A 21,790-nucleotide genomic window follows, 5' to 3' on the forward strand; every position below is an offset into this window, starting at 1 on the left:
GGTGGCGAATGTGTGACCTGTCCACAACCCGCCACCCACGACCCCTGGCGAAGGCCGGACGGATCGGCCCGACGGGGTCAGACCAGGCGGCGGTCGGTGGCCCAGCGGGTGAGTTCGTGGCGGTTGGAGAGCTGGAGCTTGCGCAGCACGCTGGAGACGTGCGTCTCGACGGTCTTGACCGAGATGAACAGCTCGCGCGCCACCTCCTTGTAGGCGTAGCCACGCGCGATCAGCCGCAGTACCTCGCGCTCGCGCTGGGACAGCCGGTCCAGGTCCTCGTCGACCGAGGCGATGTCGATCGCACCGGAGAACGCGTCCAGCACGAAGCCGGCCAGCCGCGGCGAGAACACCGCGTCACCGTCGGCCACCCGCCCGATCGCGTCGACCAGTTCGGTGCCGCTGATGTTCTTGGTCACGTAGCCGCGGGCGCCGGCCCGGATCACGCCGATCACGTCCTCGGCCGCGTCGGACACCGACAGCGCCAGGAACTTCACCTCCGGGTGCCGCTGGTGCACCTGCTTCATCACCTCGGTGCCACCGCCGCCGGGCAGGTGCACGTCGAGCAGGACCACGTCCGGCTCGCCGGCGATGATCGCCTTCACCGCACTGTCGACGTCGGCGCCCTCGCCGACGATCTCCACCGAAGCACCGATCTCGCTGCGCACGCCGGCCCGGAACATGTCGTGGTCGTCCACCACGACCACTCGCCGCTGGTTGCTCATCTGTCCATCTCCAGTCGCACTTCGGTGCCTGTCTCCGGGTTCGACCGCACCGTTGCGCGGCCGCCGTGCCGTTCCATCCTGCCCATCACGCTGTGCCGCAGCCCCAGCCGGTCCTCCGGCACCCCGTCGGCGTCGAAGCCCTTGCCGCGGTCCCGGACGAAGATCTCGGCCCGGTCCCCGTCGACCTCGACGAACACGTCGATCTTGTCAGCCCCGGAGTGCTTGGCGGCGTTCACCATCGACTCGCGGGCCGCTCGCACCATCGCCGACAACCCCTCGGTCAGGTCGCAGTCCCCGACCGTGACCACCTCGACCGGGACGCCGTGGGAGTCCTCGACCTCGGCGGCGGCGCGTTTGGCCGCTCCCGCGAGGGTCTGGTCGGTGTTGTCGTCCTCGTCGTACAACCACGACCGCAGGTCACGCTCCTGCGACCTAGCCAGCCGTACTACGGCTCGCGGGTCGTTCGCCTGCTTCTGGATCAGCGCCAGCGTCTGCAGCACCGAGTCGTGCAGGTGGGCCGCCATGTCGGCGCGTTCCTGTGACCGGATGCGCTCGCCGCGCTCGGCGTTCAGGTCCCGGCTCAGCCGGTGCACCCACGGCCCGGCGATGACGCCGATCCCGATCACCGCGAGCAGCAGGGCGATCAGCACGTCGCCGACCATCGAGAGCCGGTTGTTCTGCACCAGGAACACGGTGACCGCGGTGCCGATCATGATCAGCCCGACCGCCACCCGGATGATCGACTTCAGGCCACCCTTGCCGAACAGCGCTCCGAGGGTCGGCGCCTTGTTGGTCCAGGCCGTCTTCTGGCCTTCGTCGGCCTGCCGCCAGATCAGCGCCAGACCGGTGCCCGCGAACACCAGCGGCCAGAACATCTTCCCGGCGATGCCGAACCCGGCCACCTGGAGCAGCAGCAGGATGCCGACGCCCGTGACGACCAGGGCCGTCAGCTGGCCGCGGTTCTTCTCCCGCCTGCGTTCCTTGCCCTCCGACGAGATCGTCGGGGGCGGCTGGTCCGCCCGCATCCCCTTCCGGGTCGCGGCGGCCAGTCCTGGCGCGGCCGGAACCGGCGGGACCGTCGGGATGGCGAGTGGCATCAAGAACCACAGCGCCGCGTAGATGAGGACGCCGAAGCCGCCGAACACGGTCGCGGCGATGAACACCAGCCGTACCGCGGTGTCGGACACGCCCAGGTGATCGGCGACGCCACCGGCCACTCCGCTGAGCACCCGGCCCTCCGCGCGGCGGTAGGCACGGCGTACCGGTGGTGGCTCGTTGCCAGCCGGCTGCTGCGGCCCGGGCGTCCCGTAAGAACCCTGTCCCTGCCCGCCGAAGGCACCCTGCGCCTGCCCGGCGTAGGGACCCTGGCCCTGCGCGCCGTAGGCACCCGGGCCGTACCCACCTGGACCGTAGCCGCCCGGGCCGTGCGGGCCCTGGGCATGCGGACCGGCGGCCGGAGCCCCGGTGGCCGGGGGTCCGCCCGCGGGCGCGGAAGCGGCTGGTTGTGTCATCTCCCAAGAATCGTCACACGCGGACAGGGCCGACACCAGCAGGCTTCTCCCCGGCCGGCTCCTCACCGCGGCCCCCGCGGGACTCAGGGTCGGCCAGGGGACATCCCCGAGTCGCCGCCTCCCGCCTGGGTCTTACGCTGCGTAACGTCCGGGGACGGCGGGGGGTATCCCCTATGTTGTGGCCGCCCGCGGGGGGACACCATCGATGACATGGAGCAGAACTCGAGCGGCGGATTCGACCGCGACCAGCTGAAGGATGTGCAGAGCTGGCGGCGGAGCAGGTCCGACCGGATGCTGGCCGGCGTCTGCGGCGGCATCGGCCGGGCACTCAACATCGACCCGGTGCTGGTCCGGGTGGTGATGGCGGTCCTCGTCATCAGTGGCCCGGGACTGTTCTTCTACGTGGCCGCCTGGGTGCTGATGCCGGACGAGGGCAGCGACCGCTCGGCGGCCCAGGGCCTGCTCGGCGACCGGATCCGGCCCGACCACCCGTGGCTGTGGCCCGTGGTGATCGGCATCTGCGTCTTCGTCGCGATCGCGATGATGTCGTCGTTCAACTTCGGCCGGATCATCCCCGGACCCCTGGTGGTGCTCGGGCTGCTGTGGCTGCTGGTGTTCCGCCGCAAGGGACGAAAGCAGCACTGGTCCCACCGCGGCGGCCACTGGACCGGCGGCAACGGCACCACCCCCGCCGATCCCTCGGCGACCGGCGCCACCACGCCCGGCGCCTTCAACCCCGGATCTGCCGCGCCTGGCTCCGGAGTACAGGACTCAGCTCCGCAAGGTTCTGCCGCGCCGCAGTACTCGGCGGCGGCTCAGAGCGGCCCGTCAGCTCCCCCGGCGGGCCTGTCGTCCTCGGCCGCACAGAGACCACAGGACCGGGTGACCGCCCCGGTCCAGCCTGTGTGGACCGAGGACGACCCCCTGGGCCTGTACGTCGACGAGCCGCCGGCGACTGCCACCCGGACGAAGGCGGAGCCTCCGGTCAAGGGGCTGCGAGGGGTGAAGCCGGCGATCGTCGCGCTGACCGGTGTCGCGATCGCGATCGCCTGGGCGGCCGGCGCAGGCACCTCGATGATGCTGGTGATCGGCCTGGCCACGCTCGGCCTCGGCATGCTGGTCGGCGGCTTCCTGGGCCGGACCCTGGCGCTGCTGCCGCTCGGCATCCTGCTGGCCATCGGCGTCGCCGTGAGCACCGTCTTCCCGAACATGCCCCGCGACTTCGCCGACGTGAACTTCGTCGCCGCCCCGGGCACGACGATCACCGCGACCAGTACGGCGTACACGTTCGACGCGGGGTCCGTCCACCTGGACCTGACCAAGGCGACCTTCGCGCCGGGCGCCAAGGTGGTCGTGAATGGCGGTGTCGGCGAGGTGGTCGTCAAGGTCCCGCCGGACGTGGATGTCAACGCGAACCTGTCGGCGGAGGCGGGTGAGCTGATCACCTTCGGCCAGCAGAAGGGCGGCCACAACGCCGACGTGCAGTTGACCGATCTCGGCGCCGACGCTAAGAAGGGTCCGCAGTCCGTCAACGTGGACGTGCACCTCAAACTCGGCAGCATCACAGTGGAGCGCGGATGAAGCGGACGAAGGCCGATGTGCCCGGCATCATCGCCGGCACCGTGCTCTCCGGCAGCGCGACCATCTGGATCCTGAACGACAACGGCATCGTCCAGACCGACGACCTCGGCCTGACCGCGGCACTGCTGCTGGTGGTCGCCGGCGTGGTCGGCCTGGCCGCCTCGCAGCGCGGCTGACCACCGCCCCGCAGCGCGGCTGACCACCCGCCTCGCGGCGCGGTTGACCACCAACCGGCGCTGAACGCCGGGCACCCACACTGTGAACCACTCGGTAACCGGCCTGCGCGGCTCAGTTAGTCTTGTTGACCGCTCGGTCGGCCGCGAGTTCGGTCGACCGGCACCCTAGGGGCCCGAGTGCAGCGGGTCCCGTTGAAGGTCTACAGGAGTTGTGATGGTGCGCGGCACCGTGAAGTGGTTCAACGCCGACAAGGGCTACGGCTTTCTCGCCGTCGACGGCCAGGACGACGTCTTCGTCCACTGGAGCAAGATCGTCTCCGACGGGTACAAGACCCTGGAGGACGGCCAGCAGGTCGAGTTCGACGTGGTGGACGGCCCGAAGGGCCGCGAGGCCGACGCCGTGAAGGCGGTCTGACGGCTCCCAGTGTCCAAGCCCTGACCCGGCCGATCCTGATCATCACGGCCGGGGCAGGGCTTTACTGTGCCTGCGCGGAGCGTGGGCAACCGATAACCTAACCTCTCACCTTGGGAGGGACAGGACGTGAGCGAGCCGATACCGGTGATCCGCAAGCTGGAGCACGCCCTCGCGGACGACGACTTCGCCTGGTCGTTGCTGCTGGTCGGCGAGGACCAGACGGACAAGCTCGCCACCCTGACCGGCGATCTGCGCGGACCGGTGTCGAAGACCGGCGACGGCAAGCAGATCACCTCCGGCTTCTCCTACTGGGGCATCGGCCCGACCATCGCCTGGGCGAACGCCACCAACGACCCGTTCTACCTGGTGATGAAGGCGGGCACGGAGTGGTTCCTGCGGCACTGGCGCAAGGTCAAGCCGCACGTCGCCAAGGGCGGCTTCCACCTGGTCAGCCTGGGCATCGGCACCGGGGTGAAGGACCGAACCATCCTCGAGGACATGCGGCGCGACAACCCCGACATGTACTACATCCCGGTCGACATGAGCTCGGAGATGCTCCGGATGGGCACCCTCGAACCGGTGCGCGGGGCAAGGTTCCCGATGGCGCAGGTGCTGCCGGTGCAGCTCGACTTCTCGATCGCGGACAACCTGGCCGAGCTGTCCCAGATGCTCACCCGGCTGATCGGCGACGAGCCGCTGCTCTACACGCTGACCGGCAACACGCTGGCCAACTTCGAGAACGACCAGGAACTGCTCGAGCTGATCACCGAGGTGCTGCGCCCGCAGGACCGGCTGCTGCTCGAGGTCGCCAGCACCACCCGGCTGGACGCCGAGACGGCCCGAGCCGCCGCGGACGAGTACCACCAGACCCGGGCGTTCGCGGAGTTCGTCACCAGTGCGCTGCGCTACAACACCGATCTGAAGATCGACAACGAACTGGTCCGGTTCATCGGCGAGGTCGAGGACGAGGACGCGCTGCTGGTGAAGATCCTCTGGCAGAACACCACCCAGGACGACATCCGGATGGGGCTGCCGGACCACACCGAGGTGCTGCTCCCGGTCGGTGACACGATCCGGCTCTACACCACCCGGAAGTACTCGACCGCCCGGCTGAAGCGGCTCACCGAGGCCTGCGACCTGACCCCGGTCGAGAGCATCCAGTCCCAGTTCCGCCACACTCGCCGCCCGAACCCGTTCGGCCTCGAGCTGTTGCTGCTGGCCCCCGAGTCGGCCGGTGACGTCACCAAGACCCTGGCCGACGACATCTGGGCCCAATGACCCAACCAGGCCCGCCTGAGCGGCGGGATGTGCGGCGGGCGCGGCTGCGGGTGCTCGCGCGACTGCGGGTGCTGACGAAGGCGCTGCGCTCGTCGGTGCAGGGCGCGCGCTGGGCGGCGTACCGGCGGACGGTCGTGACTGTTGTCAGCTACGGGTTGCTGATGGTCGCGTTCGTGCTGGGCGTGATCTGGTTCTTCTGGCCGGAGAACAGCCGCTGGGAACCCGCGGTCAACTCGCTCACCCTGGTCGCCGGTCTGACCGGCATCTTCGTGGAGCGGCTGACCGCCGAGTCCGAGCGGCGCAGCGAGATCCTGCGGGCGGTCGCGGACGAGTTGCAGGAGAACACCAGGCTGTTGTCCGACGATCGCTTCTCCCCCGAGCAACCGACCCAGCGCCAGGTCTATCCGCGGCTGGTCGTGTCCGCGGTCGACCTGGCCCTCGTCTCCGGCGCACTCGGCCGGCACCGCGACGCCGAGCTGGTCGGACTGCTGCACCGCTGGCGCGACACCGTGCACCTGTTCAACCGGCGCCTCGACCTGACCGAGATCAGCACCTTCTCCAACACCATCTCCCCAACGGAGCTGGCCGCGTTCCACCGGGCGCTGCACCGTGAGAACAGCTACTTCGCCGCCACCCGCGAGATGCTCGAAACCCTCCTCACCCGGCTCCCTCCCGCCTGATCAGATGGTTCCGAGCCTCGCAGAGCAGTTGTCCTGGTGATAGCAACTGGATGATTAACGGTCAAGACCGAAAGAGCTGCCACTTGTGGCAACCACCTGCCGCCCCTTCGGAGCAATGAGAGGTTGACGTGGCCGGGATACAGAAGTTGTACTTTCGGACAGGACCGTAAATAGGTCATCCGGGAGGCCCCTATGCGATCTGCCCGCTCCGTGGCGACAGCCTTCGCCGCCCTGCTCCTCACCCCGCTCGCCCTCTCCTCCGCCCCAACCTCCTTCGCCCAGGCCGACGGCCATCCCGGCCCGGCGACCGTCGTACCGCTGGGGACTCCGCTCGCGGATGTGCTGCTGATCGGCGGGACCGTTGCTCCCGGCCCGGACGGCAAGCCGGCGCTGTGGAACGTGTCGACCGGCAAGCCCGCCTACCTCAACGCCGTCGACCCCGTCACCGGCGCGAGCCTCGTCTCGGCACCCTTGCCCGGAGCCGACGGCAGCTACGCGGTGGCCGCGGCGCCCGACGGGACGATCTACGTCGGCACCTACAACAACGGGCACCTGTACCGCTGGCGCCCGGGCGCGGGCAACACCGCCGAGGACCTCGGCCAACCACTCGCCGGGCAGGGGTTCATCTGGCGGGTGACTACCGACGACCAGGGCAACGTGTACGGCGGGACGTCCCCGGGCGGACAGGTATTCCGCTACGAGGCCGCGACGGGTGCCGTCCGGGACTACGGCCAGGTCGTTCCGGGCCAGCCGTACGTCAAGAGCATCGACTACGCGAACGGCAAGATCTACACCGGCTCACTCCCGGACGCGCACCTCGCGGAGCTGGATCCGGTCAGCGGCGTGGTCACCGAGATCCCGCCGCCGACCGGCCTCGGCGACATCCAGGACAAGTCGGTGTACGACCTCAATGCCCGTGACGGCAGGCTCTACGTCCGGATCAGCACCGCCTTCCCGGGCCCGTTGTTCGTCTACGACCTCGCCACCCGCACCTGGGTGGACGAGATCCCCGCGGCCCACGGACTCGACGTCGCGCCGCCCGGGGACGACGGCGAGATCTACCTGATCCAGCAGAGCGAGCTGAAGCGGTATGACCCCGCGACGAAGACGCTCACCGGCACCGGGCTGACCTTCACCGGGCGAGTGCAGAACACCCGCCCGATCGGCTGGGCCGAGCTGAACCTGCCCGACTACCCGGGCAAGAGCATCGTCGGAACCCTCTGGCGGGGCGAGATGTTCCGCTACAACCCGCAGACCGGCAAGTCCGCGATCCTGCCGACCGCGGTACGGCGGGAACCGATCGAGATCCTCTCGCTGGCCGACGGCAAGACCTCCGTCTACGCAGGAGGTTTCCTGAACGGCGGCCTGTCCGTCGTCGACCCGGCAACCGGGGCCGCCACCTTCAACAGGTTCTCCCAGCTCGAGGCAGTCCTGGAGACCGAGGACGGCAAGGTCTGGCTCGGCGCGTACCCCGAAGCGCGGCTCTACTCCTACGACCCGGCGCAACCGTGGAGCAGCCCCGAGTACGCGCCCGGCCCACCCGGTACGCCGGACAATCCCAAGCTGGCCGTCAACCTCAAGCCCGACCTGCAGATGCGAGCCCGGGCCCTGGCCGAGGTGAACGGCAAGATCGCCGTCGGCACCGTCCCGGAAGGTGATCGCCTCGGTGGCGCGCTGGTGATTCACGACCCGGCGACGGGAACGACGCAGGTGAACCGGAACGTCGTCCAGGACGAGAGTGTCTTCGGAATCACCGCCCGCAAGGGCATCGTGTACGGCGGCACCTCGATCACCGGCGGCCTGAGCACGACCCCGCCGACCCGGACAGAAGGCGCCGTCTTCGCCTGGGATGTGGCCCACTCCCGCAAGCTCTGGGAGACGGCCCCTGTCATCGGCGAGGGCACGGTGACCTCGGTCGTGCTCGGCCCGGACGGGCTGCTCTGGGGTGTCGCGGGCAAGACCGTGTTCGCCGTCGAGCCCAAGCACGGCAAGGTGGTCCGCCGCCTCACTCTCGGCAGCACCAGCATCGGCGGCGACATCGTCGCGACCAGCAAGGCCCTGTACGCCGGGATCGACGGCGCCCGGGTCTACCGGATCGACCCGAGCTCGAACCGGCCGCCGACGGTGGTCGTGGAACACCAGCACCGGCGGCTCGCGCTGCGCGGTGACCGGCAACTCCTGCTCTCCCAGGGCGCGGAACTGTTCCGTGTCGACCTCGGCAGGTGACGGCTTGCCGCTGTTGGCAGCCGCCCACCCGTTGACAGCCGAAATCCCCGCCAACTAGTTTCGGCCTGGACCGTTATTAGCTCCGGGCGTCATCCACCGCTCCACCTCCGGCCTAAGGGGTCCGATGAAAACCAGTGTCAGCCGCATCATGGCGCCGCTCACCGCGTTCGCGGTCGCGGCCGCACTCACCGCCTGTGGTGGTTCCGACGAGGCGTCCACGACCGGGGGCAGCGTCACGGTCTGGATGTACCCCGTGATCGCCGACCAGCCGGCCAACGACGCCTACTGGGCGCAGATCGAGAAGGACTTCGAGGCGGCCAACTCCGGCACCGACCTCAAGATCGAACTGCAGCCGTGGGCGAACCGGGACCAGAAGGTGGCGGCCGCCTTCTCGGGCAACAAGGGACCCGATGTCCTGCTGCTTGGCCCGGACCAGATCCCGCAGTACGTGAAGAGCGGTTCGCTCGCGCCGGTCGACCAGGTGGTCGAGTCGGCGAAGTCGAGCTTCCTCCCGGGTGCGCTCAGCGCTCTGACCACGGACGGCAAGCTCTACGCGGCGCCGATCTACCACACCGTCACCACCACGGTGTACAACAAGAAACTGCTCGACAAGGCGGGCATCAAGACACCGCCGGAGACCTGGGACGAGATCAAGGCCGCCGCCCCGAAACTCAAGCAGGCGGGCGTTGCGACGCTTGACTACTCGGCTTCTCCCGAGGCGACGCTCAACCTGAACTTCTACCCGCTGCTGTGGCAGGCGGGCGGCTCGGTGTTCTCCTCCGACGGCAAGAAGGCCGCCTTCAACGAGGCGCCCGGCGTCGAGGCGCTGACCTTCCTCACCACGCTCTACAACGAGGGCGCGGTACCGAAGAGCGGCCTGAGCAACGGCAACGTGGTGGCCGATCAGGCGCTCGGCAAGCAGCAGGTGGCGATGGGTTTCACCAACACCCCGGCCGACGCCAAAACGGTCGCGACCACCTGGGGCGCCGGCAACGTCATCATCGGCATGCCGCTGGAAGGCAAGAAGCGGGTCGGGTTCGGCCTGCCCGGCGGTCTCGCCGTGAACGCCGCGTCGAAGAACGTCGGGGGCGCGGAGAAGTTCCTGAAGTTCATGATCGAGCCGAAGCAGGTGGTCAGCCTCGGCACCGCGTCGGGCTTCCTGTCGCCGCGGACCGACGCCAAGGTGCCGGCCAAGGACGCGGACGCGGAGAGGTTCGCGGATGCGCTGCAGTACGCGTTCCCGGGTGAGCCCAACCCCGCGGCCCGGCAGGTGATGTCGCTGCTCAGCGCAGAGATCCAGGCCGCGCTGACCGGCAAGAAGACGCCGCAGCAGGCGCTGGACGCGGCCGCCCAGCAGGCGAACGACCTGCTGTCGAGACAGCGTTGACCACCCTCGACCCGTCGGGCGGTCGGTTGGGGGGACCTGGGGGCGGCGGCTCGGTGGCGAGGCGGCCACCGAGCCGCCGGGGGTGGCCGGGACTAGGGACGCGGTCGGCACGGGCGCGTGCGGGACTGTTGTTCGTGGCACCGATGCTGGTGCTGTTCATCGTCTTCCGGTTCGTGCCGGTGGTCGGCGCGGTGCTGCTCTCGCTGACCGACTACCGGCTCAACGGCCGGTGGTCTTTCATTGCCGGTGACAACTACACGCGGCTGCTCGGCGACCGGATGTCCCACGAGAGCCTGGTCGTCACCCTGACCTACACGGTGATCTTCGTGCCGCTGACGGTGCTGCTCTCGCTCGGTACCGCGCTGCTGCTGCACCAGGTGGTCTGGCGGCGCGGGTTCTTCCGGGGCGTGTTCTTCCTGCCGTACGTGACCAGCATCGTGCTCGCCGCGGTGATCTGGAAGTGGATCTACGACGCCGAGGACGGCCTGCTCAACGGGCTGCTCGGGCTGCTCTCCGTCGGCCCGGTCGACTTCCTCGGCCGCGCCGAGTCGGTACTGCCGTCGATCGCGGTGACGTCGGCCTGGAAGGGTTTCGGCTACTCGATGCTGATCCTGCTGGCCGGGTTGCAGTCCATCCCGCGTTCCTACCTGGAGGCCGCGATGATCGACGGCGCCGGCAGCTGGCAGCGGTTCCGCTACGTCACCCTGCCGCAACTCCGGCCGGTGCTGTTCTTCGTGCTGGTGATCGAGACGATCCAGGCGTTCCAGGTGTTCGACGCGATGTACGTGATGACCGGCGGCGGGCCGGTTCGGTCCAGCTACTCGCTCGTCTACCTGCTCTACGACTCCGGCTTCAAGTACTTCGACTTCGGCTACGCGAGCGCGATCGGCCTGGTCCTGTTCGCGATCGTGCTGATCGTCTCCCTGGTCCAGCGCCGTCTGGTGGGGAGGGACGACTGATGGTGAACCTGCTGGACAGGCCGAAGCTCGACCGTCCGACCGACAGCCCTCGTCATCAGCAGCGGCCGGTCGCGCGGCTGACCTTGCCGACCCTGCTGACACTGACCGCGATCGTGACGATCGTCCCGTTCGCCGCGATGGTGCTGGTCGCCTTCGCGCCGGCGAGCGGCAGCACCTTTCCGGACGCGCTGAACCCGACCAGGATGACGTGGCAGAACTTCGCGAACGTGCTGTCCAGCTCGGACATCCCGCGCTGGACGGTGAACTCGCTGATCTACTCGCTCGTCTCCGTGGTGTTCATCCTGCTGTTCGCAGCGATGGCGGGGTATGCGTTCGCGAAGAAGAGGTTCCCGGGCCGGGAGTTGATGTTCTGGGCGTTCCTGGCCACGTTGATGGTGCCGTTCCAGGCGACGCTGATCCCGTCGTACATCCTCGTCTCGAAGCTGGACTGGGTGGACGGGTACTGGGGGCTGATCGTGCCCACGCTGGCGAACTCGCAGGCGGTCTTCCTGATGCGGCAGTTCATCGGCCAGTTGCCGGACGAACTGTTCGAGGCAGCCGAGATCGACGGGGCCTCGGAGTGGCGGACGTTCACCACGATCGTGCTGCCACTGGTCCGGCCGGCGCTGGCGACGCTCGGCATCTTCGTGTTCCTGTGGCACTGGAACGACTTCCTCTGGCCGTTGGTGATCGGCCAGTCCGGCCAGATGCAGACGTTGACGGTCGGGCTCGCGACCCTGCAGACCGAGGCCGTGCCGATCAACCAGGTGATGGCCGGCGCGACCATCACCGTGGTGCCGAGCCTGCTGGTCTTCGGGTTGCTGCAGCGTTATCTCACCGACAGCATCGCGATGTCCGGGTTGAAAGCGTGAAGGTCGTCGACGCCAACCGGATCCTGGGGCCGGTCCCAACTGGCGACGTGCCGAGCGTCGACGTGCCCGGCCTGCTCGCGGAACTGGACCGCCTCGCGATCGACGCCGCGTGCGTCGTGCACTCGTACGCGCTCCACTACGACCCGACCTCACCACTCCCCGACCTGCCGGAGCACCCGCGGCTGTTCGCCATACCGGTTCTCGTGCCCGGTCCACTCGGTACGCCGTCGCCCGCGGACGGGGTACGGGTGGCGCGGTTGTGTCCGGCGGAGCACCGGTTCGCCTTGACCGGACCGCAGGGGCTGGCACTCGCCGGGGAGTTGGCGGAGCGGGGTATCACCGTGCTGCTCGGCTGGGAGTCCGCCGGCTTCGGGGCGGTCGACCGGCTTGCCAAGGAGCTGCCCGGGTTGCGGATCGTGCTGATCAACACGGGCTACCGCAGCCTGCGGGAGCTCGCCGAGCTGATGGACGTGCACCCCGGCCTACGGGTCGACATGGCGACGTTGTGCGGTCACCAGAGCGTGGAATGGGTCGCCCGGCGGTACGGCGCGCAGCGGGTGCTCTTCGGCACTGGATCTCCTGAGTCCGACGATGCCGGGCCGCGGTTCCTGCTCGATCACCTGGATCTCCCGGCCGCCGAGGTCGAGCTGATTGCCGGCGGCAACATCCTGGAGCTGCTCCGATGAGCGGCCCACTGGTCGACGGGCTGGTCGACGGGGTGATCGACGCTCACGGCCATCTGGGGTCGTGGTTCAACTTCGCGATCCCGGACACGTCGACGGAAGGCCTGCTCGCGGTGATGGATCGCTGCGGGGTCGCGACGATGTGCGTGTCTCACCTGCTCGGGGTCGGGCCGGATGCTCGCGCCGGAAACGCTTCGCTGCTGGACGAGTTGGACCGGTATCCGGGCCGCTTCCTCGGGTACGCCGTCTACGACCCGCACGATCCGCAGGCCCCCGCGCGAGCGGACGAACTCCTCAGCGCGCCCGGCGTGATCGGGTTGAAGCTCCACCCGGACACTCACGAGCATCCGCTCGACGGCCCTGGCTACGAGCCCGCGTTCGAACTCGCCGCGCGGCGAGGTGCGCTCGTGCTCTCCCACGGGCAGCACGAGTCACCCTGGTCGGATCCTGGGCGGTTTGCGGTCGTGGCACCGCGGTACCCGGAGGTCCAGTTGCTGATGGGCCATGCCGGGCTTTGGCCGTCGGGCTTCCCCGCGGCGGCTGACGTGGCCGCGCGCTGCCCCAACGTGACGCTGGAGATCTGCGGATCCCGGATGACGTCGCGCCACCTCGCCTGGCTGGTTGCCACGGCAGGCGCCGACCGGATGGTGTTCGGCTCCGACGCGCTCTTCCTGGATCTCCGGGTCGGCCTGGGCCGGGTGATGCTCGCGCCGCTCACACCCGACGATCGCGACCTGCTGCTCTTCGGCACCATGACCCGACTCCTGAAGGGGACCCCATGACCTTGGCCCTCGACGGCGGTACGCCGGTACGCCGCGCGGGCTGGCCGAGCTGGCCACCCGCGGCGACTGCCGAGCAACGCGATCTCCTGCTGGAAGTGCTCGACAGCGGGGACTGGGGAGCCACCTCCGGCACGAAGGTCACGGAGTTCGCGGACGCGTTCGCGAGGTCCGTCGGTGCGCAGTACGGGGTCTGCGTGGTGAACGGGACGGTCGCGCTCTTCCTGGCGTTGCGGGCGCTCGGGGTCGGCCGGGACGACGAGGTGATCGTGCCCGCCTACACGTTCGTGGCCAGCGCGACCGCGGTCGTCCTCGCGGGCGCAAGGCCGGTGATCGCCGATGTCACGCCGGACACCTTGCACCTCGACCCGGCGGCGGTCGACCGGTTGGTCGGTCCGCGGACCAAGGCGATCATGCCGGTCCATCTCGCCGGCGCTCCCGCTGATCTCGACGCGTTGGGTGAGCTCGCCCGGGACCACGACCTGGCGATCGTGGAGGACGCGGCTCAGGCCCACGGCGCGAGCCGGCGGCATCGTCCGGTCGGAACCCTCGGGGATGTGGGCTGCTTCAGCTTCCAATCCAGCAAGGCGATGACGGCCGGCGAAGGTGGACTGGTCGTCACCGATGACCTCAGCCTGTACCAGCGATTGTGGTCGTTGCACAACGTCGGCCGCAGCCTGGAGGGCGGGTGGTACGAGCATCCCGAGGTCGGGTGGAATCTGCGGATGACGGAGTTCCAGGCCGCCGTACTGCTTCCGCAGCTGGCTCTGCTCGACGAGCAGCTCGCCACCCGCGAGCGCGCGATCGCCTTTCTGCGCAGGGAGTTGAAGGACTTCGACGGTCTGGAGCTGTTGTCGGAGCCGACCGGTACTACCAAGAACAGCAGGCACCTGGCGATGATCCGGTATCACCCGCGGGCGTTCGGCGGGCGGAGCAAGGCCGACTTCCTGGCGGCGATGACGGCCGAAGGCGTTCCGGTGGATGCCGGGTATCGGTCGCTGTCTCGCGAGGCCGCGCTCCGTCCTTATGGCGGGCACCAGGTCTGCCCGGTGGCCGAGCGCGCCGAGGACTCGGTGGTGTGGATCCGCCAGCAACTACTGATGGCCGACGAGGAAGCCCTGGCCGACATCGTCTCGGCCGCGACGAAGGTCCGGCAGGCCTTTGCCAGCCGTTGAGGCCTCGCCAGCCATCGAGGGCGTGCTAGCCATGGAGGGTTTGCTAGCCGTTGAGGACCTTGCCGAAGGCATCGATCGAGCGGAGCACTTCGGACTGCGGCATCCCCGGCGGCTGGATCCGCAGGATCACGCCGTCGGCGCCGAGCTCCTCGTAGTACTGCAGGCGTTCCGCGCACTGGCCGGGCGAACCGATCACGCTGCGCGCTGCGATGTCGTCCCAGCCCTGCGTGTACCGCGACGCGTCGGCCGACGTCCGCTTCCAGCCGGTGTAGGCGTCGTACAGGTCGCGGAGCGGGGGCTCCAGGATCTCCCGCGCCTGCTGCGAGGTCGGTGCGCAGAACCCTTCCCTGCAAAGGATCACCTCGGCGCCGAGCGTGTTCTCGCCGCGTGGATAGGACCGGTACTCCGAGATCCTCGCCGGCAGGTCGGCGTCCAGTTCGTTGAACGAGGTGGTCCAGCCGTCGCACATCCGGGCGGTGCGTTCGAGCACCGCGGACACCCGGCCGCCGTTCCACAGCCGGGGCCTGGGGTTCTGCACCGGCTGGGGCGACAGGAACGCCTCGCGGATCGAGGTGAACCTGCCGTCGTGGCTGACCTCGTCCTCGGTCCACAGCCGGGTGAGGATCATCAGGCACTCCTCGAACCGCGCGACCCGCTGGGCCTGCGTCACGCCGTACAGCGCGAACTCCTCCGGCCGGTAGCCGAGCACGAAGCCGGCGGTGAGGCGGCCGCCCGACAAGACGTCGAGGTGTGCGAGCGTCTCGGCCAGCACGACCGGGTGGTAGAGCGGCGCGACGATGCCGGCGGTGGCCAGTCCGATCCTGTCGGTCCGGGCCGCCAGCCAGGTCAGCGACGTGAGGATCTCGTGGTAGCCGGGCCGGTGCAGGTGCCGCTCGCCGAGCACGATCCACTCGAAGCCCGCCTGCTCGGCCAGTTGCGCCTGCTCGACGGCGTCCTCGAGCGACGGCCGGTCGCCGTCGGCGCCGTAGAGATTCAGATAGAGCCCCAGCCGCATGGGTGCCACCTTCCATTGACATCGACCGACCGCGCTACTTACGGTCTTGACCGTAAATGGTTTGTTCGGGAATTGCGACCCCTAGGAGCCGGATCTTGAGCGTCGCCCCGCACCCGGTCGGCCTGCCCGCCCGCTCGGCGAATTCCGAACCAGGCACAGCCCCGGGCACCGATCCGATCGCGGCGATCCGGACCCGGGTGGTCAGCGCGCCGTACCGGCGACCGTTCCACATCAGCAGCGGGATCAGCACGGAACTGGTCAGCCTGGTGGTGGAGATCGAGACGGCCGACGGTGCCGTGGGAGTCGGCGAGACCTCGCCCATGACCGCCTACACCGGCGAGACGCTGGCCGGGGTCACCGCAGCCATCGAGGACCATCTGGCGCCGGCGCTCGTCGGCCGCGATCCGCTCGACCGGGCCGGTGCCCACCTGGTGATGGACACCGTCCTGCGCGGGCAGCATGTCGCCAAGGCGGGACTCGACATCGCGCTGTACGACCTGGCCGGGCGCCTCAGCGGCTGGCCCGTGCACGTCCTGCTCGGCGGCGGCGTCCGCGACCGGGTGGAGACCGCCTGGGTGGTCGGACTCGGCACGCTGGACGAGATGGCCGCCGAAGCAGCGGAGTACTCCGGACTGGGGTTCCGTCATCTCAAGGTCAAAGGCGGGCAGGACCCGGCCCGGGACCTCGAACTGGTCCGCGCGGTGCGTGCCGCGCTTCCGGCGGACGCCGAGCTCTGCCTGGACGCGAACGAGGGCTACGACGCGACCACGGCGCTGCCGTACCTCGCCAAGATGGCCGAGTCGGGGTTGTCCTTGCTGGAACAACCGCTGCCGCGCTGGGACCTTGCGGGGCTGGTCAGGCTCAGGGAGCGGCTCGACCTGCGCCTGATGGTCGACGAGAGCATGCACTCGCTCCAGGACGCCCTGGAGATCGCCCGGCGCGGAGCGGCCGACGTCCTGAACATCAAGATCCTCAAGGTCGGTGGGCTGCACCGGGCGCTGCAGATAGCCAACGTCGCCGAGGCGGCCGGGCTGGCGGTGAAGGTCGGGTCCATGCCTGAGTTGGGTGTGGCTACGCTCGCGGCTCTCCACCTGGCCGCGGCGGTTCCTGGGGCCACTGTGCCGGCGGACCTTGTCGGGCCGATGCTGGTGGACGAGGAGCCGCTGGCTCCGAGCGTGTTCGGCGAGCGCAACGGCTGGGTCACCGTACCTACCCGGCCCGGCCTCGGCCACGATGTCTGACAGGGAGGGCCTAGCGCATGCATGAACTCGTCGAACGGCTTCGCGGCACCTTGCTGCCGGCGGTGGTCACTCCGATGGACACCGAGGGTGTGGTGGCCTACGACGCCCTGACCAAGTACGCCGACGCGATCGCGGCCGGGCCGATCGGCGGTATCGCCGTGTGGGCCCACACCGGCCGGGGGCTCTACCTCAGCGAGTCGGACCGGTCCGAGGTGCTCGCGACCTGGCGGGAGGCCACCTCCGCGCCGATCGTGGCGGGGGTCGGCGTACCGCGCTCTGTTTCGGCGCCGAGCCTCGACGAGGCAGCGGATGCGACGGTGGCGATGGCGGTGAGCGCCGCGAGTCACGGCGCCGACGCGGTGATGGTGTATCCCCTTGCTGCGTTGGCGTCGCTGCCGGACGGACGTGCTGCGGCCGTCCGACTGCATGAGCGCGTTGCGGCCGAGAGTGGGCTGCCGCTGGTCGGCTTCTACCTGCACGGCGAGGCGGGCGGCTATCCGTATCCGCCTGAGCTGATCCGGGAGTTGCTGGAGCTCCCCGCGATGCTGGGGGTCAAGACGGCGACCCTGCACCAGGCGATCGGGTGCCAGGACGCGATCTGGGCGGGCCGGGGTACGAGTAAGTTGTCGATCACCGGCGAGGACCGGATGTTCGGCCCGTCGATGATGTGGGGCGCGGACACCGCGCTGGTCGGGATCGCCGCCGCCCAGGTCGACCTGTCGGCCGCAGTACTGCGTGCCTGGACCGACGGTGATCACTCCGGCTTCATCGCGGCCTCCGAGCGGCTGGACCGCTTCGCCGCCGCGACCTTCTACGACCCGATCGAGGGCTACGTGCAGCGGATGCTCTGGGCGGCCGTGTGGGAGGGCCTGCTACCTGAGGAGGCAGCTGTGGATCCCTACGGACCCTCGCTACCCGCCGCCGAGCGTGAGCTCGTGATCCGTTGTCTAGAAGGACTTTAGAGTCCGAACAGCTCGGCGGCGTTGAGTTCCAGGACGCGCTGCAGCTCGCGCGGCGTGAAGCCTGCGTCGCGGATGACGCCCAGCGAGATGCACGGGTCGATCAGTGTGGAGTCGGTGCCGAACAGAAACTGCTCGATCGGTACGCCGGCCTCCCGGGCGTAGGCGATCCGCCCGTAGTCCGTCACCGTCCGGCAGTGCTCGAGGTAGAGCCGGTCGCAGCTCGCGGCGGCCTTGGCGGCCTCGCGCCAGGCATCCCCCCCGGCGTGACCCGCAATCACCTTGAGCCGCGGACGCTTCTCCAGCATCCCGGGCAGGAGCGCGACGTCGGCTCCCCAGGTGTGCAGGAGCAACGGCACGCCGACCTCGTCGAGCATGTCGAACGCGGCCGCCATCAACGGCGACCCGACCGGTACTCCCGGATACGTGGTGTGGATCTTGGCTCCCAGGAAGCGGCCCGTGCTCAGGCAGTCACGCAGGTCGTCCGCGCTGCGGTCCAGGCGGTTGGGATTCACCACCGCATAGCCGTACAGCCTGGGTTCGTCGATGAGTACCTCGGCAAGCGCCGCGTTGCCCGCGACCGCGTCGTACACGACTGCTTCCGCTGACGAGACGAGTTGCAGGTCGATGCCGTAGCGGTCCATCAGTTCCACGTTGAGGGCGACGTCGCCGCCGTCCAGGTGGTACGGCCAGGGACCCCAGTGGCCGTGGACGTCGATGATCCGCATCAGGCCACCTTCTCGAGCAGTGCCTGGACGTTGCCGCCGGCAATCAAAGCCCGGTCGTCGTCGGTGATCCGGGCGTACCGCAGGCGGAGAGTCTGCGGCGAGATGTCCACGAACGGCGTGCGGGAGCCGAAGACGAGGTGGTGGGCGCCGACCGTCTCGACCACCCGCTCGATCCCGTCCGGACTCGACAGCATCCGGCTGGTGGCGCGGAAGCCTGGTTCGTCGCGGGCCATCAGGAGGAAGTCGGTGAGCAGGTACACGTGGAGGTCGAGGAAGATCACCTCGGCACCGCGTCCCGCCAGCGCCTGTCCGAAGCGCCGCGGATCGCCGTCCTGCAGCAGCACCATTCCTCTGGTACAGGCTTCCTCAACCACATGCAGGTACGCCGGGGTCGGCTGCTGCACTCCTTGCTGCACGGTGAACAACCGCAGACACCGGACTCCGGCGGCGACCAGTTCATCGAGCCGCTCCCCGACACCGACGGCATCGCGGAGATCCACGGTTCCGACCGGGATGAGGTCCTCTGCTTCTGCTGCGAGGGTTTCGGTGTTGCCGGCGGCGGCGTCGAAGAGGGCGCCGCGGGTGGAGATGACCAGGGCGCGGCGGATGCCGGCGGTCGTCAGTCTCTCCCGCACGGTGGCGAGGTCGGTGTCGGCTGGATGGGACGGCCAGGCGCCGAAGAGTACGTCGACGTCGTACTCGATGTCCTCGGCCGGGGTTCGGGTCTGCCAGTCATACACCGGCATGCACCTTCCGGAGGGTTTGGGCGATGTCGTCCACGTCAGTCTTCGTGTAGGCCTCGTTCCACGGCAACGCCACGAGCGTCTCCTGGATCAGCCGCTCCGCGTTCGGGCAGAGCCCGGGTGGGTAGTCACGGTCCAGCGGGTACCGCGAGTTCCCGTAGACGGGTGCCTCTGTGAAGATCGGGTTCGCGTACAGCGTCCGATCCAGATAGCCGGCCGCCGCGGGAACCCCTTCTGCGGCTAGGCCATCCGCCCATGCGCGGTTGTTGCCGGGAACGATCAACGGGAACAACCACCACGCGTGCCCGGCGGCTTCCGGCAGACCGAGCCCCGGCAAGTCCTCCAGCGCCGCCAGCAACTGCGCCGCGCGCTCGCGTCTGCGCTCCACCACCCCGGCGACCTTGCCGAGCTGAGCCCGAGCCACGGCCGCCACCAGTTCCGTCATCCGGTAGTTCAGCCCGAGCATGAGGTGAACCCGGCCGTTGGCACGATCCCATCCCTTGTCCATGAAGAGCCGCATCCGGGCAGCCAGTTCAGGATCAGCCGTGACCGCCAGGCCGCCGTCCCCCGCGCTGATGTGCTTGTACTGCTGGAGGCTGAAGCAAGAGATGTCGCCGAACCGCCCGAGCAACTCGCCGTCGGCCGTAGTACCGAGCCAGGCCTGTGCACAGTCCTCGATCAGCAGCAGGCCGTGCCGGTCGGCGATCGCGCGCAACGCCACGATGTCGGCCGGTGCGCCGAACAGGTGGACCGCGATGATCGCCTTCGTCCGCGGGGTGATCGCCGCCTCCACCGCTGCCGGGTCGAGGTTGCCGGTAGCCGGGTCCACGTCCGCGAAGACCGGTACGCCGTTCTGTGCCAGGATCGGGGCGACCGTGCCGAAGTCGGAGATCGGCGTCGTGATCACCTCGTCGCCCGGCTCGAACCGTACTGCGGCGACCGCCAGGTGCAGGGCCGCAGTACCGGAACTGCAGGCCACCGCGGTCCGGCCGTAGAGGTCCTCCATCTCGGCTTCCAGCGCTCGCGCCTCGCCCCCGAAGGTGCTGCAGAGCACGGCGGAGTCGAGGACCCGCAGTACGGCCTCGCGCTCCTCTTCGCCGAAGGTGCGGCCGGCCGGCTCGAGCACCCCGGGCAGCGGCGTTCGGCGTACCGGCGATCCGGACATGCGCGGCTCCAAGGTTCGAGCAATTTAGGTCTTGACCGAAACCTATGAAAGCGCGTTAGGTGTCGTCAAGAGGTGCACCACTTGCGCGCAAGCGTTGCGCTATTCTGCCGATTTGAGGGCCGGACCAGAAGTCCGGTCCCCACTCGGGGCCATGACGGACTGATGAGGAGTGCACTGCAGTGATCAGCCGCTTGGATCCGGCCCGCCGGACCCTGCCTTCAGCAGTGGTCTGATGGCGCTCACGGTCGGGATCATCGGGCCCGAGGACCTGGTCCAGCGCGTCCTCGCGGTCGGGGCCGCCAACAGCGCCGCGACCCTGGTGCCGCTGCCGTACCGGCACGAGAGCGAGACCGTCACGCTGGTGGAGCAGAGCCGCGAGAAGGTTGACGCGATCCTCTTCACCGGCGTCGTCCCGTACACGATCGCCACCGCCGCCGGGATCATCGACCGCCCGGCGATGTACGTCTCGTACGACGGGGCGACGCTGCTGCGGGCGCTCGTCGAGCTGCTCCGGCTGGGTCACGACGTCACCCGGTTCTCGATCGACACCCTGCGCCGCAGCGAGGTGATCGAGACCCTGATCGAGGCGAAACTGCCGACCGACCAGATCCACGTACTGCCGTACCGGGCGGGGCTGACCTCCGACGACATCGTCGCCTTCCACCGCAACGCCCGGGAACGCCACGACACGAAGGTGGCGATCAGCTGTCTGGGCTCGGCGTTCCACCTGCTCGAGAACGAGATGCCGTCCGTCCGGCTGGCGCCCTCGCGGTACTCGATCCAGTCGACGCTGCAGGCGCTGGTGCTGACCACCACCGGGCAACACGTCGGCGACGCCCAGGTCGCGCTCGGCATCATCGACCTGCCGGAACCGGACGAAGCGCTCGCCGGCGACCTGATCACCCTGGGCGGGAGTCTTGCGGCGCTGCCCGACGGGCGGAACCTGGTCGTCACGACGCGCGGTCTGCTCGAGCAGGCGACCGAGCAGTTCACCCGGATGCCGCTCCTCGACCAACTGGCCGCACGGCACGCCACCGCCCGCGTCGGCTTCGGAGTCGGCCGCACCGCCGCCGAGGCCGAGGCCCTGGCTCGACGCGCGGTCAGCCGGGCGACCTCGATCGGCACAGTGGCCGGAGTGGTGTCGATGTCGGACGACGTCGAGATCGTCATCGAACCGTCCAGCGAACACGACCAGCCGGCTGCGGATCGCGGTCCGGAAAGTCTGCCGCTACTGGCGCGTCGGGTTGGTCTGAATACCCAGACCCTGTCCCGGATGCGCGAACTGGTCGCCACTCTGCCCGATGGTCTGACGACACAGGACGTGGCCGAACATCTGGCGGTCCAGCTCCGCACGGCCCGCCGAGTCCTCAAGCGCCTGGAACGCGCCGGCCTCGCCGACCCCATCGGCAGCCAACAACACGGCCGCACCGGGCGTCCACCGACGGTCTACTTGATCCGACTCTGAGGTTCCTCGGGCGGGTGATCGTGACGCCGG

Annotated in this window: 21 protein-coding genes; 15 read left to right on the top strand and 6 right to left on the bottom strand. The window is 69.3% G+C overall.

The window, feature by feature from the left end:
* Positions 1–77 precede the first annotated feature (77 nt).
* Positions 78–722 (bottom strand): response regulator transcription factor, encoded by a 645-nt coding sequence (locus tag EV648_RS15610; RefSeq protein WP_132186820.1) that lies wholly within the window; start codon positions 720–722, stop codon positions 78–80.
* The gene (locus tag EV648_RS15615) at positions 719–2,233 is read right to left on the bottom strand and encodes an ATP-binding protein (protein WP_132291184.1); all 1,515 of its coding nucleotides are present in this window, start codon (positions 2,231–2,233) and stop codon (positions 719–721) included. The genes EV648_RS15610 and EV648_RS15615 overlap by 4 nt, the downstream gene beginning before the upstream one ends.
* Before the next feature lie 210 nt (positions 2,234–2,443).
* Between EV648_RS15615 and EV648_RS15620 the strand changes: the two genes are divergently transcribed.
* From EV648_RS15620 to EV648_RS15675, 12 genes are all read left to right on the top strand, one after another.
* Positions 2,444–3,814, top strand: coding sequence for a PspC domain-containing protein (locus EV648_RS15620; RefSeq protein WP_132291187.1), 1,371 nt, complete (start codon positions 2,444–2,446; stop codon positions 3,812–3,814).
* Positions 3,811–3,990: a hypothetical protein gene (locus EV648_RS15625; protein WP_132291190.1), complete on the top strand. Its 180-nt coding sequence runs from the start codon at positions 3,811–3,813 to the stop codon at positions 3,988–3,990. Before EV648_RS15620 ends, EV648_RS15625 begins: the two co-directional genes overlap by 4 nt.
* A gap of 214 nt (positions 3,991–4,204) precedes the next feature.
* The gene (locus EV648_RS15630) at positions 4,205–4,405 is read left to right on the top strand and encodes a cold-shock protein (RefSeq protein ID WP_132186816.1); all 201 of its coding nucleotides are present in this window, start codon (positions 4,205–4,207) and stop codon (positions 4,403–4,405) included.
* A gap of 126 nt (positions 4,406–4,531) precedes the next feature.
* Complete coding sequence (locus EV648_RS15635; RefSeq protein WP_132291193.1) at positions 4,532–5,683, top strand: L-histidine N(alpha)-methyltransferase; 1,152 nt, start codon at positions 4,532–4,534, stop codon at positions 5,681–5,683.
* Positions 5,680–6,363: a hypothetical protein gene (locus EV648_RS15640; RefSeq protein ID WP_132291196.1), complete on the top strand. Its 684-nt coding sequence runs from the start codon at positions 5,680–5,682 to the stop codon at positions 6,361–6,363. Before EV648_RS15635 ends, EV648_RS15640 begins: the two co-directional genes overlap by 4 nt.
* A gap of 192 nt (positions 6,364–6,555) precedes the next feature.
* Positions 6,556–8,589 carry a hypothetical protein gene (locus EV648_RS15645; RefSeq protein WP_132291199.1) on the top strand — a complete coding sequence of 678 codons (2,034 nt, stop codon included), beginning with the start codon at positions 6,556–6,558 and terminating at the stop codon, positions 8,587–8,589.
* Between the two features lie 124 nt (positions 8,590–8,713).
* On the top strand, positions 8,714–9,976 hold the full coding sequence (locus EV648_RS15650; protein ID WP_132291202.1) for a sugar ABC transporter substrate-binding protein: 1,263 nt from the start codon (positions 8,714–8,716) through the stop codon (positions 9,974–9,976).
* Positions 9,977–10,119: 143 nt separating this feature from the next.
* A complete protein-coding gene (locus EV648_RS15655) occupies positions 10,120–10,935 on the top strand; it encodes a carbohydrate ABC transporter permease (RefSeq protein ID WP_132292300.1) in 816 nt (271 codons plus the stop codon).
* On the top strand, positions 10,935–11,807 hold the full coding sequence (locus EV648_RS15660) for a carbohydrate ABC transporter permease (protein ID WP_241995218.1): 873 nt from the start codon (positions 10,935–10,937) through the stop codon (positions 11,805–11,807). The genes EV648_RS15655 and EV648_RS15660 overlap by 1 nt, the downstream gene beginning before the upstream one ends.
* Positions 11,804–12,493, top strand: coding sequence for an amidohydrolase family protein (locus tag EV648_RS15665; protein WP_132291205.1), 690 nt, complete (start codon positions 11,804–11,806; stop codon positions 12,491–12,493). Before EV648_RS15660 ends, EV648_RS15665 begins: the two co-directional genes overlap by 4 nt.
* Positions 12,490–13,272 carry an amidohydrolase family protein gene (locus EV648_RS15670; protein WP_132291207.1) on the top strand — a complete coding sequence of 261 codons (783 nt, stop codon included), beginning with the start codon at positions 12,490–12,492 and terminating at the stop codon, positions 13,270–13,272. The genes EV648_RS15665 and EV648_RS15670 overlap by 4 nt, the downstream gene beginning before the upstream one ends.
* On the top strand, positions 13,269–14,444 hold the full coding sequence (locus EV648_RS15675; RefSeq protein ID WP_132291210.1) for a DegT/DnrJ/EryC1/StrS aminotransferase family protein: 1,176 nt from the start codon (positions 13,269–13,271) through the stop codon (positions 14,442–14,444). Before EV648_RS15670 ends, EV648_RS15675 begins: the two co-directional genes overlap by 4 nt.
* Before the next feature lie 43 nt (positions 14,445–14,487).
* Here the strand turns inward: EV648_RS15675 and EV648_RS15680 are convergent, their stop codons facing one another.
* Positions 14,488–15,459, bottom strand: coding sequence for an LLM class flavin-dependent oxidoreductase (locus EV648_RS15680; RefSeq protein WP_132291213.1), 972 nt, complete (start codon positions 15,457–15,459; stop codon positions 14,488–14,490).
* A gap of 95 nt (positions 15,460–15,554) precedes the next feature.
* On the opposite strand from EV648_RS15680, the gene EV648_RS15685 reads away from it, so the two are divergent.
* Positions 15,555–16,700, top strand: coding sequence for a mandelate racemase/muconate lactonizing enzyme family protein (locus tag EV648_RS15685; protein ID WP_241995220.1), 1,146 nt, complete (start codon positions 15,555–15,557; stop codon positions 16,698–16,700).
* A gap of 17 nt (positions 16,701–16,717) precedes the next feature.
* Positions 16,718–17,662 (top strand): dihydrodipicolinate synthase family protein, encoded by a 945-nt coding sequence (locus EV648_RS15690; protein WP_132291219.1) that lies wholly within the window; start codon positions 16,718–16,720, stop codon positions 17,660–17,662.
* Here the strand turns inward: EV648_RS15690 and EV648_RS15695 are convergent.
* Genes EV648_RS15695 through EV648_RS15705 form a run of 3 tightly spaced genes read right to left on the bottom strand, consistent with a single transcriptional unit; the run spans position 17,659 to position 20,295 of the window.
* Positions 17,659–18,387 (bottom strand): amidohydrolase family protein, encoded by a 729-nt coding sequence (locus EV648_RS15695; protein ID WP_132291222.1) that lies wholly within the window; start codon positions 18,385–18,387, stop codon positions 17,659–17,661. The two genes, EV648_RS15690 and EV648_RS15695, sit on opposite strands and share 4 nt — an antisense overlap.
* Positions 18,387–19,127 (bottom strand): hypothetical protein, encoded by a 741-nt coding sequence (locus EV648_RS15700; RefSeq protein ID WP_199234635.1) that lies wholly within the window; start codon positions 19,125–19,127, stop codon positions 18,387–18,389. Before EV648_RS15700 ends, EV648_RS15695 begins: the two co-directional genes overlap by 1 nt.
* A complete protein-coding gene (locus EV648_RS15705; protein ID WP_132291228.1) occupies positions 19,120–20,295 on the bottom strand; it encodes a DegT/DnrJ/EryC1/StrS aminotransferase family protein in 1,176 nt (391 codons plus the stop codon). The genes EV648_RS15700 and EV648_RS15705 overlap by 8 nt, the downstream gene beginning before the upstream one ends.
* 232 nt (positions 20,296–20,527) lie before the next feature.
* Here EV648_RS15705 and EV648_RS15710 point away from each other — a divergent pair, with 232 nt between their 5' ends.
* The gene (locus EV648_RS15710; protein WP_132291231.1) at positions 20,528–21,760 is read left to right on the top strand and encodes a helix-turn-helix domain-containing protein; all 1,233 of its coding nucleotides are present in this window, start codon (positions 20,528–20,530) and stop codon (positions 21,758–21,760) included.
* Positions 21,761–21,790 lie beyond the last annotated feature (30 nt).

Source organism: Kribbella sp. VKM Ac-2568 (assembly GCF_004345365.1).
Classification (GTDB): Bacteria; Actinomycetota; Actinomycetes; order Propionibacteriales; family Kribbellaceae; genus Kribbella; species Kribbella orskensis.

What these genes read in the sequence shown, in the direction of transcription:
- EV648_RS15695 (WP_132291222.1), bottom strand. Translation starts at nt 18,387, where the DNA reads ATGCGGATCATCGACGTCCACGGCCACTGGGGTCCCTGGCCGTACCAC.
- EV648_RS15630 (WP_132186816.1), top strand. Translation starts at nt 4,205, where the DNA reads ATGGTGCGCGGCACCGTGAAGTGGTTCAACGCCGACAAGGGCTACGGC.
- EV648_RS15690 (WP_132291219.1), top strand. Translation starts at nt 16,718, where the DNA reads ATGCATGAACTCGTCGAACGGCTTCGCGGCACCTTGCTGCCGGCGGTG.
- EV648_RS15705 (WP_132291228.1), bottom strand. Translation starts at nt 20,295, where the DNA reads ATGTCCGGATCGCCGGTACGCCGAACGCCGCTGCCCGGGGTGCTCGAG.
- EV648_RS15620 (WP_132291187.1), top strand. Translation starts at nt 2,444, where the DNA reads ATGGAGCAGAACTCGAGCGGCGGATTCGACCGCGACCAGCTGAAGGAT.
- EV648_RS15610 (WP_132186820.1), bottom strand. Translation starts at nt 722, where the DNA reads ATGAGCAACCAGCGGCGAGTGGTCGTGGTGGACGACCACGACATGTTC.
- EV648_RS15675 (WP_132291210.1), top strand. Translation starts at nt 13,269, where the DNA reads ATGACCTTGGCCCTCGACGGCGGTACGCCGGTACGCCGCGCGGGCTGG.
- EV648_RS15625 (WP_132291190.1), top strand. Translation starts at nt 3,811, where the DNA reads ATGAAGCGGACGAAGGCCGATGTGCCCGGCATCATCGCCGGCACCGTG.
- EV648_RS15615 (WP_132291184.1), bottom strand. Translation starts at nt 2,233, where the DNA reads ATGACACAACCAGCCGCTTCCGCGCCCGCGGGCGGACCCCCGGCCACC.
- EV648_RS15680 (WP_132291213.1), bottom strand. Translation starts at nt 15,459, where the DNA reads ATGCGGCTGGGGCTCTATCTGAATCTCTACGGCGCCGACGGCGACCGG.
- EV648_RS15660 (WP_241995218.1), top strand. Translation starts at nt 10,935, where the DNA reads ATGGTGAACCTGCTGGACAGGCCGAAGCTCGACCGTCCGACCGACAGC.
- EV648_RS15650 (WP_132291202.1), top strand. Translation starts at nt 8,714, where the DNA reads ATGAAAACCAGTGTCAGCCGCATCATGGCGCCGCTCACCGCGTTCGCG.
- EV648_RS15645 (WP_132291199.1), top strand. Translation starts at nt 6,556, where the DNA reads ATGCGATCTGCCCGCTCCGTGGCGACAGCCTTCGCCGCCCTGCTCCTC.
- EV648_RS15655 (WP_132292300.1), top strand. Translation starts at nt 10,120, where the DNA reads ATGCTGGTGCTGTTCATCGTCTTCCGGTTCGTGCCGGTGGTCGGCGCG.
- EV648_RS15710 (WP_132291231.1), top strand. Translation starts at nt 20,528, where the DNA reads ATGGCGCTCACGGTCGGGATCATCGGGCCCGAGGACCTGGTCCAGCGC.
- EV648_RS15640 (WP_132291196.1), top strand. Translation starts at nt 5,680, where the DNA reads ATGACCCAACCAGGCCCGCCTGAGCGGCGGGATGTGCGGCGGGCGCGG.
- EV648_RS15670 (WP_132291207.1), top strand. Translation starts at nt 12,490, where the DNA reads ATGAGCGGCCCACTGGTCGACGGGCTGGTCGACGGGGTGATCGACGCT.